16 protein-coding genes are annotated in these 15,841 nt (G+C 59.7%); 1 reads left to right on the top strand and 15 read right to left on the bottom strand.

The window, feature by feature from the left end; genetic code table 11:
- Window positions 1-44 precede the first annotated feature (44 nt).
- The 15 genes from rnhB to rpsB form a co-directional block, all read right to left on the bottom strand.
- Window positions 45-635: a ribonuclease HII gene (gene rnhB, locus NCCP436_RS03885; RefSeq protein WP_220802507.1), complete on the bottom strand. Its 591-nt coding sequence runs from the start codon at window positions 633-635 to the stop codon at window positions 45-47.
- 14 nt (window positions 636-649) lie between these two features.
- Window positions 650-1,786, bottom strand: coding sequence for a lipid-A-disaccharide synthase (lpxB, locus tag NCCP436_RS03880; RefSeq protein WP_220802472.1), 1,137 nt, complete (start codon window positions 1,784-1,786; stop codon window positions 650-652).
- 77 nt (window positions 1,787-1,863) lie between these two features.
- Window positions 1,864-2,640, bottom strand: a complete 777-nt coding sequence (lpxA, locus tag NCCP436_RS03875) for an acyl-ACP--UDP-N-acetylglucosamine O-acyltransferase (protein ID WP_220802471.1) — start codon at window positions 2,638-2,640, stop codon at window positions 1,864-1,866.
- Window positions 2,637-3,077, bottom strand: a complete 441-nt coding sequence (gene fabZ, locus NCCP436_RS03870; RefSeq protein WP_220802470.1) for a 3-hydroxyacyl-ACP dehydratase FabZ — start codon at window positions 3,075-3,077, stop codon at window positions 2,637-2,639. The genes lpxA and fabZ overlap by 4 nt, the downstream gene beginning before the upstream one ends.
- 48 nt (window positions 3,078-3,125) lie before the next feature.
- A complete protein-coding gene (gene lpxD, locus NCCP436_RS03865; RefSeq protein WP_375709466.1) occupies window positions 3,126-4,181 on the bottom strand; it encodes a UDP-3-O-(3-hydroxymyristoyl)glucosamine N-acyltransferase in 1,056 nt (351 codons plus the stop codon).
- A gap of 2 nt (window positions 4,182-4,183) precedes the next feature.
- On the bottom strand, window positions 4,184-4,687 hold the full coding sequence (locus NCCP436_RS03860; RefSeq protein WP_220802468.1) for an OmpH family outer membrane protein: 504 nt from the start codon (window positions 4,685-4,687) through the stop codon (window positions 4,184-4,186).
- A gap of 44 nt (window positions 4,688-4,731) precedes the next feature.
- Window positions 4,732-7,167 carry an outer membrane protein assembly factor BamA gene (gene bamA, locus NCCP436_RS03855; RefSeq protein ID WP_220802467.1) on the bottom strand — a complete coding sequence of 812 codons (2,436 nt, stop codon included), beginning with the start codon at window positions 7,165-7,167 and terminating at the stop codon, window positions 4,732-4,734.
- An 86-nt stretch (window positions 7,168-7,253) separates the two neighbouring features.
- Window positions 7,254-8,606: a sigma E protease regulator RseP gene (gene rseP / locus NCCP436_RS03850; RefSeq protein WP_220802466.1), complete on the bottom strand. Its 1,353-nt coding sequence runs from the start codon at window positions 8,604-8,606 to the stop codon at window positions 7,254-7,256.
- A 58-nt stretch (window positions 8,607-8,664) separates the two neighbouring features.
- Window positions 8,665-9,849 (bottom strand): 1-deoxy-D-xylulose-5-phosphate reductoisomerase, encoded by a 1,185-nt coding sequence (gene ispC, locus NCCP436_RS03845; protein WP_220802506.1) that lies wholly within the window; start codon window positions 9,847-9,849, stop codon window positions 8,665-8,667.
- Window positions 9,846-10,661, bottom strand: a complete 816-nt coding sequence (locus tag NCCP436_RS03840) for a phosphatidate cytidylyltransferase (protein ID WP_220802465.1) — start codon at window positions 10,659-10,661, stop codon at window positions 9,846-9,848. The genes ispC and NCCP436_RS03840 overlap by 4 nt, the downstream gene beginning before the upstream one ends.
- Window positions 10,655-11,407: a polyprenyl diphosphate synthase gene (gene uppS, locus NCCP436_RS03835; protein WP_220802464.1), complete on the bottom strand. Its 753-nt coding sequence runs from the start codon at window positions 11,405-11,407 to the stop codon at window positions 10,655-10,657. The genes NCCP436_RS03840 and uppS overlap by 7 nt, the downstream gene beginning before the upstream one ends.
- A gap of 16 nt (window positions 11,408-11,423) precedes the next feature.
- Complete coding sequence (gene frr, locus NCCP436_RS03830) at window positions 11,424-11,981, bottom strand: ribosome recycling factor (protein ID WP_220802463.1); 558 nt, start codon at window positions 11,979-11,981, stop codon at window positions 11,424-11,426.
- Window positions 11,978-12,721 carry a UMP kinase gene (gene pyrH / locus NCCP436_RS03825; protein ID WP_179624470.1) on the bottom strand — a complete coding sequence of 248 codons (744 nt, stop codon included), beginning with the start codon at window positions 12,719-12,721 and terminating at the stop codon, window positions 11,978-11,980. Before pyrH ends, frr begins: the two co-directional genes overlap by 4 nt.
- A 282-nt stretch (window positions 12,722-13,003) precedes the next feature.
- Complete coding sequence (gene tsf / locus NCCP436_RS03820) at window positions 13,004-13,867, bottom strand: translation elongation factor Ts (protein WP_220802462.1); 864 nt, start codon at window positions 13,865-13,867, stop codon at window positions 13,004-13,006.
- A 112-nt stretch (window positions 13,868-13,979) separates the two neighbouring features.
- Window positions 13,980-14,723: a 30S ribosomal protein S2 gene (rpsB, locus tag NCCP436_RS03815; RefSeq protein WP_220802461.1), complete on the bottom strand. Its 744-nt coding sequence runs from the start codon at window positions 14,721-14,723 to the stop codon at window positions 13,980-13,982.
- A gap of 276 nt (window positions 14,724-14,999) precedes the next feature.
- Here rpsB and map point away from each other — a divergent pair, with 276 nt between their 5' ends.
- Window positions 15,000-15,788, top strand: a complete 789-nt coding sequence (gene map / locus NCCP436_RS03810; protein WP_220802460.1) for a type I methionyl aminopeptidase — start codon at window positions 15,000-15,002, stop codon at window positions 15,786-15,788.
- Window positions 15,789-15,841 lie beyond the last annotated feature (53 nt).

The following is a 15,841-nucleotide window of genomic DNA, read 5'->3' as shown; positions in this document are numbered from 1 at the left end:
CAAAGCGGCGATTGTAGCCCAACCGCTTCGGCTGAGGGCCAGCTTCAGTCTTCCAGCAGAGCCCGTACCGGGGCGAAGGAACGCCGGTGGATCGGCGTCGGCCCGAGCCGGCGCAGCGCCTCGAGGTGAACGGGCGTGGGGTAACCCTTGTGTCCGGCAATGCCATAGCCGGGATAGTGCCGATCCAGTTCCAGCATCTCCCGGTCACGGCTGACCTTGGCCAGGATGGACGCCGCGGCTATCGCCGGCACCCGGCTATCCCCCTTGACTACAGGGGCACAGGGGACCGCCAGCTTCGGGCAGCGATTGCCGTCGATCAGTGCCAGCTTCGGCGTCACCGCCAGCCCCTCGACAGCCCGCTGCATGGCCAGCATGGTGGCGTGCAGGATATTCAGCCGATCGATCTCCTCCACCTCGGCGCGAGCAATGCACCAGGCCAGGGCCTTTTCCCGGATTTCCTCGAACAGAGCCTCGCGACGGGCTTCAGAGAGTTTCTTGGAATCATTCAGGCCACGAATCGGTCGCGCCGGATCGAGAATTACCGCAGCCGTCATCACAGGCCCGCACAAAGGCCCACGGCCTACTTCGTCAACGCCCGCGACCAACTCCTCTACCGGAGCGAAATCCAGCCCCAGATTCTGCTGTCCCCTCACCGCAAGCGCTCCACCAGACCGAGCACCGCCTCAGCGGCCGACTGCGAGGCGTTGCGTCGCAGCGCCCGGTGGATGACATCAAAGCCCTCGGTCTGTATCTGACCGCCATCGATCAGCGGCACCAGTGCCTGAGCCAGTGCATCGGGCGTGGCCGCCTCCTGGATCAGCTCGGGCACCAGCATGCGCTCGGCCAGCAAATTGGGCAGCGAAATATAGGGGCTTTTCACCAGACGCTTGAGAATGCGATAGGTCATCGGCGCCACCCGGTAAGCCACTACCATCGGCCGCTTGTACAGCAGGGCTTCCAGGGTAGCAGTGCCGGAAGCAATCAGTACCGCATCGCAGGCTGCCAATACCTCATGGGAGCAACCGTCATACAGCGTCAGCGGCAGGTCGCGACCGGCCAGCATCTGCTCCAGCTGTTGGCGTCGCTCAGGCGTGGCGCACGGCAACAGGAAACGAATGCCCGGCCGCAGCGCACGTATCCGTGCGGCGGCCTCCAGAAACAACTCGCCAAGACGCGCCACTTCCCCCCCCCGGCTACCCGGCAGCAGGGCGATGACCGGCTCATTTACGGGCAGATCCAACGTCCGACGGGCAGCTGTGCGGTCCGCCTCCAGCGGAATGACATCAGCCAGTGGATGGCCGACGAAACGCACCGGCACCTGATGCGCCTCGTAGAACTGCGCCTCGAAGGGAAACAGCGTCAGCATCAGATCGCAGGCTTCGCGAATCTTCAAAACGCGCTTCTGCCTCCAGGCCCAGACCGAAGGACTGACATAATGCACGGTACGAATGCCTGCACGGCGCAGCCTGTGTTCAAGATCCAGATTGAAGTCCGGCGCATCGATGCCGATGAACAGGTCGGGCTGGACGGCGATCAGGTCTCGCGCCAACTGGCGACGACGGCCGAGCAGCTCAAACAACCTTCCCAGCACCTCAACCAGGCCCATTACCGCCAGACGTTCCATCGGGAAGTAGGACTTCATGCCCTCAGCTTCCATACGCGGGCCGCCAACGCCGATGAACTCTGCATTTGGATGGCGAGCCTTGATCGCCTGCATCAGCCCGGCGCCGAGAATATCGCCGGATGCCTCACCAGCTACCAGTGCGACACGAAGGGGTCTACTCATGGACATTGGAAACCTGTCGGAAATCGGCGGCCCGAGCCGGAAGACCAAGGGCGGGCGGCACACCGGGCCGATTGTAGCTAGCGGGTAATACCGCGCGTAGAAGCCTGGATGGAGTCACGGAACAGCGCCACCTCGGGAAACTGTGCAGCCGACTCAGCCAGCTCGGCCAGCGCCTGCTCGACAGTCAGGCCCTGACGATAGACCAGCTTGTAGCCGCGACGCAGCGCAGCGATAACCTCGGCGGAGAAGCCGCGCCGACGCATGCCCTCGAAGTTCATACTGCGCGCCTCGGCCGGATTGCCAAATACCGTGACAAAAGCCGGTACATCCTTGCCGATGGCAGTGCCCATACCGGAGAAGCTGTGCGCACCGATGCGGCAGAACTGATGCACCAGGGTATAACCGGAGAGAATGGCCCAGTCGTCCACCCAGACATGGCCAGCCAACGCGGTGTTATTGACCAAAATGCAGTGGTTGCCAATCACGCTGTCGTGGCCGATATGAGCATAGGCCATGATCAGATTGTGATTACCGATAGTGGTCTCGCTACGATCCTGCACGGTACCGCGGTGAATAGTGACACCCTCACGGATAACGTTGTGGTCGCCAATCACCAAGCGGGTCGGCTCACCCTTGTACTTCAGATCAGGAGTGTCTTCCCCAACCGTGGAAAACTGGTAGATGCGGTTGTGCTTACCAATGACGGTGGGACCCTTGACCACCACGTGCGGACCGATCACGGTCCCGGCACCGATCTCCACATCGGGCCCGACAATGCTCCACGGACCGACGACAACGTCGTCGGCCAGTTTGGCACTGGGGTCGATGATGGCTCGAGGATCCACAGAACTCATAGTTTGCGTTCCGCACAGATGATTTCAGCGGAGCAGACTTCCTTGCCATCAACCGTAGCACGGCATTCGAATTTCCAGATACTGCGGCGGTCGCTCAGGTACTGGGCCTCCAGTACCAACTGATCGCCCGGCAACACAGGGGAACGGAAACGCAGCTTGTCCGAACCGACGAAATAGTACAGCGTGCCATCGGCAGGCTTGGTATCCATCATCTTAAAGCCGAGGATTCCGGCTGCCTGGGCCATGGCCTCAATGATCAGCACGCCCGGCATGATCGGGTGTTCGGGGAAGTGGCCATTGAAGAACGGCTCATTGATGCTGACATTCTTGTAGGCGCGAATCTTCTTGCCTTCGACGTCCAGGTCCACCACACGATCCACCAGCAGGAAGGGATAGCGGTGCGGCAAATATTCACGAATTTCGTTGATGTCCATCATGTCCGGGTTCAGCCTGTAAAAGAGGAAAGGAGTACGGCAAAACCGCACTCAGGCATCAGATGAGTCATCGGCGCCCTGGGTCACGGCAGCCAGCTGTTTTTCCAGCTCACGCAGCCGCCTGGCCATCTCGTCCAGTTGCCGGATACGCGCCGCGCTCTTCTTCCATTCGCCAGCCGGCTGCATGGCAGTGCCGGAAGAATACGCTCCCGGCTCAGTAATCGAGCGGGTCACCATGGTCATGCCGGTGACGAATACGTTGTCGCACACCTCAATATGGCCAACCATGCCCACACCGCCGGCGATCATGCAGTTGCGACCGATCTTGGTACTGCCGGAGATGCCGCAGCAACCGGCCATGGCGGTGTTGTCACCGATCTGTACGTTGTGCGCGATCATGATCTGGTTGTCGAGCTTGACGCCATTGCCGATCAGGGTATCGGACAGGGCACCGCGGTCAATCGTGGTGTTGGCACCGATCTCGACATCATCGCCGATGCTCACCCCTCCGATCTGGGCGATCTTCTGCCAGACGCCCTTGTCGCTGGCAAAGCCGAAGCCCTCGCCACCGATCACAGCACCGGACTGGATAACCACGCGTCTGCCGATCTTCACATCGTGGTAAAGCGTCACCCGCGGAGCCAGCCAACCATCCTCGCCGATCACGCTGCGGGCACCGACCACACAGTGCGCGCCGACCCTGACCCCGGCACCGATACGCGCAGCGCTCTCGATGACCGCATAGGGGCCGATGCTCGCGCTGGGATCTACCTCGGCATCGCCCGCTACCTGTGCAGTGGGATGGATACCGGCAGGCGCAACAGGCTTGGGATCGAACAGATGCGACAGGCGGGCATAAGCCAGATAGGGATTGGCTACAATCAGCGCATCACCGGCATAGCCTTCGGCATCCGTCGCGGTAAGCAGAACCGCACCTGCGCCAGTATTTGCAAGGTATTTGCGGTACTGCGCATTGGCGAGAAAACTCAGTTGCTCGGGGCCGGCATCCTGTAGAGTGGCCAGCCCGGTAATGATCCTGCCTTCGGCGCCACGCAGAGCAGCTCCCAGGCGCTCGGCCAACTGGCCAAGAGTGAATGCGGCACTCATGCTCAACGCATCTGATTCATGCGCTCGATGACCTGGCGGGTAATGTCGTACTGGGGTTTGACATCAATCACCGCACCGCGCTCAAGCACCAGATCATAGTTGCCCTGCTTGATGACTTCCTCGACGGCCTTGTCCAGGTTCGGCTTGAGCTTGGCCAGCATCTCACGATCGGAAATGGCCTTGGCCTCGTTCAGCTCCTTGGACTGGAACTGAAAGTCGCGGGCCTTCTGCTTGAACTCAAGCTCAAGACGCTCGCGCTCAGCCTGCTGCATCTTCTCGCCTTCCTTGATCATGCGATCCTGTATGCGCTTGGCGTCACTTTCCAGGGCCTTGAGCTTGTTCAGCTGGGGACCGAACTTCTTCTCGGCGTCGACGGCATAACGCTTGGCTGCATCGGACTCCAGCAGCGCCATCTGATAGTTCAGCACGGCCACCTTCATTTCAGCGAACGCCGGAGTGGCGATCAGAGCGGCGGTGAACAGAACCAGTTGAGTCAACTTACGCACAATGCACTCCTGCAACAAGACTGTTGGCTTTCGGTGGTACGGTTTTAGAAGGTTTGCCCAAGGGAGAACTGGAAGACCTGGGTATCTGCATCATCCGGCTTCTTGATCGGCATGGCCAGGCTGAAGCTCAGCGGGCCGAGTGCGGTGATCCAGGTCAGGCCGACACCCACGGAGCTGGCCAGGTTGCTGAAGTCAATGTCGCAGCTGTCGCTGTTTTTCTTCTGCCGGGAGGTGCAGTTGGTATCGAATACGTTGCCCACATCCCAGAACAGCGCGGTACGCAGTGAACGCTGATCCTTGACGAAAGGCATCGGGAACAGCAACTCAACCCCACCCTGCACCAGCACGTTGCCACCAAAGGGCAGCGGATCCTGATCCGGGTCGGTCAGACGACCGTATTTGTCCCGGTAGCCGACAACAACATCGTTGCCATCCTTGTCTTTGCCCATAATGGGCTTGGCGCCCGGAGAGTTGGCATCGATCTTACTCGGGGTACTGCGAGGGCCGAGACTGTTGTCCTCGAAGCCACGCACCGAGTTGAAACCACCAGCGAAGTAATGCTCGTAGAACGGCAGCTCGGCAGTACTGCCGTAGCTGTCGCCATAGCCCAGCTCGGTATGGAAGCGCAGGGTGTACTTGTCGTTGATCGGGGTAAAAATCTGGCCACGGTAGTCAATCTTGTAGAACGACAGGTCACTGCCCGGCAGAGTAGTTTCCAGCACCAGACTCTGCGAATAGCCGCGATTGGCCAGCACACCACGGTTCAGGGTCGATTCGGACCAGCCGATCGAGCCCTTGAAGTTCAGGTAGCGGTCGCCCTCGTTCTCCATAAAGTCGACGATCTCGTCAACGGTATAGCGTCCTGTATCGATAGTGTCCTGCTGCACGCTCAGGCCATAGCTCAAGCGCGAGATTTCACTGATCGGGTAGCCGATATTGATACCGGCGCCAAGGCTATCCACCGCATAACTGGACACATCGACATCCAGTTCGTCGTAGTCGGTAGTCCGGTAGAAGGCGTTATAGCCCAGGCTGACGCCATCTTCGGTCCAGTAGGGATCGACGAAGCCGAAGCTGTACCGGGTCTGGTATTCGCTGCGGGTCAGACCGATGTTGACGCGGTTACCAGTACCCAGGAAGTTGTTCTGGCTGATCGAGCCGCCAAGGATCAGACCGGCGTTCTGAGCAAAACCGACGCTGGCAGTAATGGAACCCGACGGTTGCTCCTCAACGCTGTAGTTGACGTCAATCTGGTCATCACTACCCGGCACCTGCGGCGTCTCGACGTTGACTTCCTTGAAGAAGCCAAGGCGCTCCAAGCGCACCTTGGACTGGTCAATCAGGTATGTCGAGGCCCAGCCACCTTCCATCTGGCGCATTTCCCTACGCAGCACCTCGTCCTCAGTCTTGGTGTTGCCGCGGAAGTTGATGCGGTTGACGTAGGCACGCTTGCCCGGATCCACAAAGAAGGTGATCGATACGCTCTTGTCTTCGTCATGTGTCTCGGGCACGCCGTTGACGTTGGCGAAAGTGTAGCCCTCGTTGCCCAGGCGGCGAGTGATCAGCTCACTGGTAGTAGTCATGATCTTGCGCGAGAACACCTGACCTTCCTTGACCAGCAGCAGCGCGCGCACGTCTTCTTCCGGAACCTTGAGATCACCTGAAAGCTTCACTTCGCGGACGCTGTATTTGTCACCTTCCTCGACGTTGACGGTGATATAGACGTGCTTCTTGTCCGGCGTAATGGACACCTGGGTAGAACTGATGTCCATGTTGATATAGCCGCGATCCAGATAATAGGAACGCAGACGCTCAAGGTCGCCGGAGAGTTTCTCGCGGGCATACTTGTCGTCGTTCTTGAAGAACGACAGCCAATTGGAAGTCTTGAGCTCGAACAAATCGATGAGATCTTCATCAGAAAAGACGGTATTGCCCACGATGTTGATGTGGGAAATAGCCGCAACAGTACCTTCGTTGATGGTGATCTTCAGGGCCACGCGGTTGCGCGGCTGAGGGATCACTTCAGCCTCAATCTCGGCCGAATAGCGACCTTGGGCTACGTACTGACGCTGCAACTCGTTACGTACCCCCTCAAGGGTGGCGCGCTGAAAAATCTCGCCTTCGGCCAGACCGGACTGGTTCAGTCCCTTGAGCAGATCCTCGGTGGTGATGGCCTTGTTGCCCTCGATCTCGATACTGGAGATGGAGGGGCGCTCGACCACGGTAATCACCAGCACATCACCGTCGCGGCCGAGCTGGATGTCCTGGAAGAAGCCGGTACGAAACAGGGAGCGGGTCGCCTCCACCAATTGGCGCTCATCGACGTTTTCGCCGACGTTCAGCGGCAGCGCACCGAAAACGCTACCGGCGGAAACCCGCTGCAGGCCATTGACGCGGATATCGGAGATGGTGAAGGACTCGGCGTGAACTTCGGCGATCATCAATGCGGACATTACCGCAGGTAGCAGCAGACGTTTCATGAAGTCCTTTCTTATTCCAACTGACGATAAAAACTGCCGCGTATGACGGCACTTCTTGTGAATCTCAAGCGCGCATTCGGCAACATTCAAAGGCGGCTGAGGTCGTTGACCAAGGCCAGCAACATAACCCCGATGACCAGACTAATGCCGATCTGCATCCCCCAACCCTGAACCCGCTCAGACAAGGGGCGACCACGCACCCACTCGACCAGGTAAAACAGCAGATGCCCACCATCCAGCACAGGAATAGGCAGTAGATTGAGAACCCCCAGACTGATGCTCAGGTAGGCCAGGAATTTCAGGAAATCCCCCACCCCCGACTCAGCTGAAGCGCCCGCCACTTTAGCAATGGTTATCGGCCCACTCAAGTTTTTTACCGACAGCTCGCCCAGCAGCATTTTCTTCAGTGAATCGAGGGTCAAAAGGCTCATGGCCAGGGTCTGACGAGCACCTTCAACAACTCCCTCAAAGGGGCCGAAGCGTACCACGCGCAGCATTTCCGCAGGCCACTCAGCACGCTGCGGGCCAGCCCCCAGATAACCACGCTGCTCTGCTCCATCGCCACGCACGGCCAGCGTCAGACGCAGGTCACGCACTTCGCCGGAGCGTTCGTAACGCAGCACAATCGTTTCACCAGGCAGTGCACGCAAGCGCTCGACCAGTTCCAGCCAGTCATCCAGCGGTACGTCATTCAGTGCCAGCAGCCGGTCACCGCTCTGCAGTCCGGCGGCCCGTGCAGGCCCCTCCGGATCAAGCTCGCCAAGCACCGGCTCTATCAGCGGCTGCCAGGGACGAATGCCCAGTGAAGCCAGTGGATCGGGCTCATCCACCCCACGCAACCAGTTGTCCAGTATCAGCCGGTGGGCCACCTCGAGACTGGAACCTGGCTCCAGCACCCGCAATTCCAGCGTGCCACTCTCGCCCAGACGGCGCACCAGTCGCAAATTGACTGCCGCCCAGCCACTGGTCGCCTCTCCATCAATGGCCACAATCTCCTGCCCGGCGCGCAGGCCCGCTGCCTCAGCCAGACTGTCAGGCTGCACGGCACCAATTACCGGACGCACCTGCTGACTGCCGAGCATGGCGACACACCAGAAGAACAGCAGAGCCAGCAGGAAGTTGGCCAGCGGCCCGGCAGCCACTATGGCTATCCGCTGACGCACGCTCTTGCGATTGAAGGCCTGGCCGGCCAGTTCGGGCGGCACATTGCCTTCACGTTCGTCGAGCATTTTCACATAGCCACCCAAAGGAATGGCGGCCACTACGAATTCCGTGCCCTGACGGTCATGCCAGCGCAGCAAGGGCGTTCCAAAACCGACAGAGAAACGCAGCACCTTCACGCCACAGCGACGCGCCACCCAGAAGTGCCCGTATTCGTGAAAGGTGACCAACACCCCGAGCGCAATCAGAGTGCCAACCAGCATGTACAACCCACTCATTTCACTTCTCCAGCCCGGCTGGCCACTGTCCGGACACCACCACGTTGAATTCGGTCTGCTAGTAGCTGGCGAGCCACTCGCTGGCCAGCGCACGAGCGCGACGATCCACCTCGAACACTGCATCGAGCGCTTCGACTGCCTGCACCGGCTGTGCGTTCAATACGGACTCAATCATACGCGCGATATCAGTGAAACCAATGCGTCCCTGCAGGAAGGCCGCCACAGCTACCTCATTGGCCGCATTCAAAGCCGCCGGCGCGCCACCACCGACACTGGCGGCCTCGCGAGCCAGACGCAAGCAGGGGAAACGCTGCTCGTCCGGGCGTTCGAAATCCAAGCGCGCCAGGCTGAACAGATCCAGCGGCGCCACTCCGGAGTCGATTCGCTGCGGCCAGGCCAGAGCATGGGCGATGGGCGTGCGCATGTCCGGATTACCCAGCTGTGCCAGCACCGAACCGTCGACATAATCGACCAGTGAATGGATCACGCTCTGCCGATGGATGACCACCTCAATTTGCTCGGGGCGGGCATCGAACAGCCAGCAGGCCTCGATCATCTCCAAACCCTTGTTCATCATGCTGGCCGAATCGACGGAAATCTTGCGTCCCATCGACCAGTTGGGATGAGCACAAGCCTGTTCCGGAGTCACGTGCTCCAGATCCGCCAGCGACGTTTCGCGGAAAGGCCCACCGGACGCCGTCAGCAGTATCCGACGCACTCCCACCATCTCAAGACCGCGAGCATAGTCGCCCGGCAGGCACTGGAAGATGGCATTGTGCTCGCTATCGATCGGCAACAGCAGCGCCCCACTGCGCCGCACCGCCTGCATGAACAGCGCACCGGACATCACCAGCGCCTCTTTGTTGGCCAGCAGCACCTTCTTGCCTGCCTCCACCGCCGCTAGCGTCGGGCGTAGCCCAGCCGCCCCAACGATGGCCGCCATCACGCAATCGACTTCGGGAGCCGCGGCGATGCTGCACAAGCCCTCCTCACCCACCAGCACAGCGGTATCCAGACCGGCTGCACGCAGACGTGCCTGCAGCGACCTTGCAGCATCGGCATCAGGCACCACGGCATATGCCGGGCGATGTCGATGACACAATGCCTCCAATTCAATCAATCGCGAGTAGCCACTCAGAGCGAATACCTGATAACGCTCGGGGTGACGTGCAATCACATCCAGGGTACTGAGACCAATGGAACCGGTAGCCCCAAGAACCGTGACCCGCTGTGGCGCCATCAGGCCACCCCCCAGCCAGCCAGCCAGAGCAACGCCGCAAACAACGGAATGGCTGCGGTCAAGCTGTCGATGCGATCGAGAACACCACCATGGCCGGGCAGCAGGTTGCTGCTGTCCTTTATCCCAGCCTGACGCTTGAACATGCTTTCAGTCAGGTCACCAACCACCGAGACCAACACCACCAAGGCTGCGCCCCCCAACGCCAGCAGCAGACCAGAGCCCTCCCAGCCCTGCTGCAGGCCGATCAGCAGGGTAATCAGCAGACTGCTGGCCAACCCGCCATACAATCCCTCCCAGCTCTTGCCCGGACTAACCCTGGGCGCCAGCTTGCGTTTGCCAAAAGCCTTGCCGGCGAAGTAGGCGCCGATATCAGCCCCCCAGACCAACAACATCACCGCGATGATCAGACCGTTGGCCTGCGGCCATTGCTTTAGCAGCACCAGCCCCTGCCAGGCAGGCAGCAGAATCAGCAGACCGATCAGTAACTTGCCGGGCAGACCACCCCAGTAACGGCTGCTGTCCGGATAGGTCAGCACCATCAGCGTGGCAAGCGCCCACCAGGACACCGCCGCCCCCAGTAGCCAGGGTGCCAGCACAGGCATGCGATACAGGCCCAACAGCAGCAGCGCCACCAGAGTTGCATAGGCTATGCGCAGTGACTGGCTGGAAAAACCTGCCAGACGCGCCCACTCCCAACCACCCAGTACAACTACCGCCGCAATGAACAGTGCGAAGGCCGCGCCATCGAGAAAAAAGAAACCGCCCAGCGCGACAGGCAACAACACCAGTGCCGTGATGATTCGTTGTTTCAACATTGAGAGCGCGCCTCGGCTTCCACCTGCTCGCTGGTCTTGCCGAAGCGACGCTGGCGGGTAGCGAAATCGGCCAGCGCCTGGCGCATGGCATCGTGCTTGAAGTCCGGCCAATAAAGGTCGGAGAAGTACAACTCGCTGTAGGCCAGTTGCCAGAGCAGGAAATTGCTGATGCGATACTCGCCGCCGGTTCGGATACACAGATCCGGCAACGGCAGATCACCAGTAGCGAGACAGCCCTGCAACAGCTCAGGAGTGATGTCCTCGGCCTGCAGATGCCCGGCCTGCACTTCGCGAGCCAGACGCTGAGCGGCCTGGGCAATATCCCACTGACCACCGTAGTTGGCAGCGATTTGCAGCGTGAAACGGCGCTCGCCTGCCGTCATCAGCTCAGCTTCGCGCATGGCAGCCTGCAGCTCCGGATGAAAGCGCGAACGGTCACCAATGATGCGCAGGCAGATGTCGTTTTCCAGCAAGCGCCGCGTCTCACGACGCAGCGCCCCCAGGAACAGCTCCATCAAGGCACCGACCTCTTCAGCAGGCCGCTGCCAGTTTTCACTGGAGAAGGCGAACAGGGTCAGCACTTCGACACCCGACTCGGCACACACCTCGATTACTGCACGTACCGCATCGACGCCGGCCTTGTGTCCGGCCACACCTGGCAACAGGCGCTTTTTCGCCCAGCGGTTGTTGCCATCCATGATGATGGCGACATGCCGGGGCACCGCCCCCTGCTTATTCTTATCCATGTCTGGTGCTCAGCCGTCAGACGGCCATCAGATCCGCTTCCTTGAGCTCCAGCGCCTTGTCCACGTCGGCAATGAACTTGTCAGTGATTTTCTGCAGCTCGTCGGCCGCGCGACGCTCTTCATCCTCGCTGATCTCCTTGGCCTTGGACAGCTTCTTCAGCTCGGCCAAAGCGTCCCGACGCACGTTGCGCACCGCAACCTTGGCTTCCTCGGCGACACCGCGCGCCTGACGGGTGTAGCCCTTGCGGGTTTCCTCCGTCAGAGCCGGCATCGGCACACGGATGGTGGTGCCTGCACTGCTCGGGTTCAGGCCCAGATCCGAGGTCAGGATGGCCTTCTCGATAGCAGCGCTGAGGTTCTTGTCATGCGCGACGATCTTCAAAGTACGAGCGTCCTCAACGGTAATGGAGGCCACCTGATTCAGCGGCATTTCGCTACCCCAGGCCGGAACCTTGACGCTGTCCAGAATGCTGGGATGGGCGCGACCGGTACGAATGGAGGCCAGGTTGCGATCCAGCGCTTCCAGGGACTTGCTCATGCGCGCCTGGGCGGCTTTCTTAATATCGTTGATCATTGTGCATCCTCCTCGATCAGAGTTCCTTCGGCGCCACCTACAACCACGTTGAGCAGGGCGCCCGGCTTATTCATGTTGAAGACCCGCAGCGGCATGTTGTGATCGCGGCACAGGCAGATAGCTGTCAGATCCATCACACCCAGCTTGCGATCCAGCACCTCGTCATAGGTCAGCCGTTCGAACTTCTCGGCATGCGGATCCTTGAATGGGTCGGCAGTGTACACGCCATCAACCTTGGTCGCCTTCAGAACGACGTCCGCGTCGATCTCGATGGCCCGCAGGCAAGCAGCCGAATCGGTGGTAAAGAACGGGTTGCCGGTACCGGCGGCAAAGATCACCACCTCACCACTTTTGAGGTGGCGCATGGCCTTGCGACGATCATAGTGGTCAGTTACGCCCACCATGGAGATTGCCGACATCACGATGGCGGGGATGTTCGATCGCTCCAGCGCATCACGCATGGCCAGCGCGTTCATCACAGTCGCCAGCATGCCCATGTGGTCGCCGGTAACGCGATCCATACCGGCCGCCGACAGTGCGGCACCACGGAACAGGTTGCCACCACCGATCACCAGGCCAACCTGCACGCCAATGCCGACCAACTGGCCGACTTCAAGCGCCATGCGATCCAGCACCTTGGGATCGATGCCGAAGTCCTCGGATCCCATCAGAGCTTCGCCGCTCAGTTTGAGCAGAATGCGTTTGTAGCGAGGTTGGCGACCCGTCGTCTGCTGAGCCATTGCAAGTCTCTCCTGCGGCGATTGGAAATTCGTGAGCAGCCAGTGCTGCTGATTACTCGGCACTTCGATTGTGCCACCGACCGTTGGTTGCACGGCCGCTAATGCATTGTCACCCCGCTATTTGGCAAAGAGGCCGCACGCGCAAGCGAGCAGCCTCTTAGGGGACCGGATTGCTGATCACACCGGCAGTGTCGCGGACAAGACCAACGTCACGCCCGCAGCCGACTCGGCGACCAAACCGCAGTCGCGGCAAAATGACCAGCAACCCTCTGGCCGAACCGCTTACTGCTGGCTGGCAGCAACCTGAGCGGCAACTTCGGCAGCGAAGTCGGTCTCGACCTTCTCGATGCCTTCGCCCACTTCGAAGCGTACGAAGGAAACGATTTCGGCACCGGCCTTCTTCACCAGATCACCAACCTTGACTTCCGGATCCATGACGAAGGCTTGCTCGACCAGGCTGGCTTCGGCCAGGAACTTGTTGATGCGACCCTTGACCATGTTCTCAACGATGTTTTCCGGCTTGCCGGCGATCTTCTCGGCGTTCAGCTGCAGGAAGATCTCTTTCTCCTTGGCGATCAGCTCCTCGGAAACCTGATCCGGAGTCACTACGGCCGGGTTGGAGGCAGCCACGTGCATGGCCACATGTTTGGCCAGCTCTTCGTTGCCGCCCTTGAGAACAACCAGAACGCCGATACGGTGACCGTGCAGATAGGAACCAACGGTTTCACCGGCAACAGCACTCAAGCGACGGATGTTGACGTTCTCGCCGGTCTTGGCCACCAGAGCCTCACGGGCCGACTCACGGGAAGCAACCAGCGGAGCGACGTCGGTCAGGTTTTGCTCGAAGGCTTCGTCGATGCTTTCTTTGACGAAGTTCTTGAAGTCGTCCTGCAGAGCGAGGAAGTCGGTCTGCGAGTTGACTTCGATGATCACACCACGGCCACCTTCAACGCGAACAGCGATGGCACCTTCAGCAGCAATGTTGCCAGCCTTCTTGGCGGCCTTGATGGCACCGGAGGCGCGCATGTCATCAATGGCTTTCTCGATGTCGCCGCCGGCAGCAACCAGGGCTTTTTTGCACTCCATCATGCCTTGGCCAGTACGCTCGCGCAGTTCTTTAACCAGGGCTGCAGTAATTTCTGCCATCTTGAAAATCCTCTCGGTAGGTCTTCAACCAAATCAAATCTGTGGGTGGCAAAAAGGGGGCCTAGCCCCCTTCTTGCACAAGCGCATAACGCCAGATGCCTGACGCGGACGCTTAGCCTTCAGCGCTCTCGGCAGCCGGGGCTTCTTCGACGAACTCTTCGGTGGCGCCACCAGCATTGCTGCGACCACGAATCACAGCATCGGCCATGGCACTCATGTACAGCTGGATGGCGCGAATGGCGTCATCGTTACCCGGGATGACGTAGTCAACACCTTCCGGGCTGCTGTTGGTATCGACCACACCAATAACCGGAATACCCAGCTTGTTGGCTTCGGTGATAGCGATACGCTCATGATCAACGTCGATCACAAACAGAGCGTCCGGCAGACCACCCATGTCCTTGATACCACCCAGGCTACGATCCAGCTTTTCCAGATCACGGGTGCGCATCAGAGCTTCTTTCTTGGTCAGCTTGGCAAAGGTGCCGTCCTGGGACTGGGTTTCCAGCTCGCGCAGGCGCTTGATCGAAGCACGAATGGTCTTGTAGTTGGTCAGCATGCCGCCCAGCCAACGGTGATCGACGAACGGCGAACCGCAACGAGCAGCTTCTTCACGAACGATCTTGCCAGCGGAACGCTTGGTACCGACGAACAGGATCTTGTTCTTGCCGGCAGCCAGCTTTTCAACGAAGGACAGCGCCTCGTTGAACATCGGCAGGGTCTTTTCGAGGTTGATGATGTGAATTTTGTTGCGCGCACCGAAAATGTATTTACCCATTTTCGGGTTCCAGTAACGGGTCTGGTGGCCGAAGTGCACACCGGCCTTCAGCATATCGCGCATGGTGACTTGGGACATGATAGTTCCTTAAATAAGTCGGGTTAGGCCTCCACGCATCCCAGTTTCCAACCCTTTCAGGCACCCAGGAAACCGTGTCGATACGTGTGTGGGTTCAGGCTTGGAGGGCGCACTGCCCGCAAAGCGGCGCGTTTTATACCACAAAAAAGCGCAACAGGCTATAAAGCTTCCCCCTTAAGACGCTCCCGCACTGTCGACCACCAAGGGAGCTTTGGGGCCTGTCTGCAGAACCTGCTAACATGGCGCCTTTCTTTACCGCTTGCCCTGAGAGTTGCCATGACCGTCACCATCAAGTCCCCCGAAGAAATCGAGAAAATGCGCGTGGCCGGCCGTCTGGCTGCCGAAGTGCTGGAGATGATCGGTGAACATGTCAGGCCGGGCGTCACCACTGAAGAACTCGACCGCATCTGCCACGACTACATTGTCAACGTGCAGAAGGCCATTCCCGCGCCGCTCAACTACAAGGGTTTCCCCAAGTCCATCTGCACCTCGATCAACCATGTGGTGTGCCACGGCATTCCCAATGACAAGCCTTTGAAGGATGGTGACATCCTCAACATTGACATCACTGTGATCAAGGATGGCTACCATGGTGATACCAGCAAGATGTTCATGGTCGGCAAAGTCGCCGAGTGGGCCGAACGCCTGACCCGGATCACCCAGGAATGCCTCTATAAAGGTATCGAACTGGTCAAGCCGGGTACCCGCCTGGGCGATATTGGCGAGGTGATCCAGAAGCACGCCGAGCGCAACGGCTTTTCTGTTGTACGTGAATATTGTGGTCACGGTATCGGTGCGGTGTTCCACGAAGAGCCCCAGGTACTGCACTACGGCAAGGCCGGTACCGGCATGGAACTGAAGGAAGGCATGACCTTCACCATCGAGCCGATGATCAACCAGGGCCGCGCGGAAACCCGCCTGCTGGGCGACGGCTGGACCGCCATCACCAAGGATCGCAAGCTTTCTGCCCAGTGGGAGCACACCGTGCTGGTCACCGCCGACGGCTATGAAATTCTTACGCTACGCGGCGACGACACCATCGCCCGCACGGCAGTCGGCCGCTAACTCCAATCGCCCCCACCAGCCCCTGGGGGCAGTTCGCCCCCTTTGATCTTTCA

Origin of the sequence: Pseudomonas sp. NCCP-436 (assembly GCF_019656335.1) — a bacterium.
GTDB lineage: Bacteria > Pseudomonadota > Gammaproteobacteria > Pseudomonadales > Pseudomonadaceae > Aquipseudomonas.
This window is presented reverse-complemented; position numbering and strand designations above follow the sequence as displayed.

Bases quoted from the DNA above. Each gene is read 5' to 3' on its own strand.
- lpxA (WP_220802471.1), bottom strand. From the start codon at position 2,640: ATGAGTTCTGTGGATCCTCGAGCCATCATCGACCCCAGTGCCAAACTG.
- bamA (WP_220802467.1), bottom strand. From the start codon at position 7,167: ATGAAACGTCTGCTGCTACCTGCGGTAATGTCCGCATTGATGATCGCC.
- fabZ (WP_220802470.1), bottom strand. From the start codon at position 3,077: ATGATGGACATCAACGAAATTCGTGAATATTTGCCGCACCGCTATCCC.
- map (WP_220802460.1), top strand. From the start codon at position 15,000: ATGACCGTCACCATCAAGTCCCCCGAAGAAATCGAGAAAATGCGCGTG.
- lpxD (WP_375709466.1), bottom strand. From the start codon at position 4,181: ATGAGTGCCGCATTCACTCTTGGCCAGTTGGCCGAGCGCCTGGGAGCT.
- rseP (WP_220802466.1), bottom strand. From the start codon at position 8,606: ATGAGTGGGTTGTACATGCTGGTTGGCACTCTGATTGCGCTCGGGGTG.
- uppS (WP_220802464.1), bottom strand. From the start codon at position 11,407: ATGGATAAGAATAAGCAGGGGGCGGTGCCCCGGCATGTCGCCATCATC.
- NCCP436_RS03840 (WP_220802465.1), bottom strand. From the start codon at position 10,661: ATGTTGAAACAACGAATCATCACGGCACTGGTGTTGTTGCCTGTCGCG.
- rpsB (WP_220802461.1), bottom strand. From the start codon at position 14,723: ATGTCCCAAGTCACCATGCGCGATATGCTGAAGGCCGGTGTGCACTTC.
- lpxB (WP_220802472.1), bottom strand. From the start codon at position 1,786: ATGAGTAGACCCCTTCGTGTCGCACTGGTAGCTGGTGAGGCATCCGGC.
- tsf (WP_220802462.1), bottom strand. From the start codon at position 13,867: ATGGCAGAAATTACTGCAGCCCTGGTTAAAGAACTGCGCGAGCGTACT.
- pyrH (WP_179624470.1), bottom strand. From the start codon at position 12,721: ATGGCTCAGCAGACGACGGGTCGCCAACCTCGCTACAAACGCATTCTG.
- frr (WP_220802463.1), bottom strand. From the start codon at position 11,981: ATGATCAACGATATTAAGAAAGCCGCCCAGGCGCGCATGAGCAAGTCC.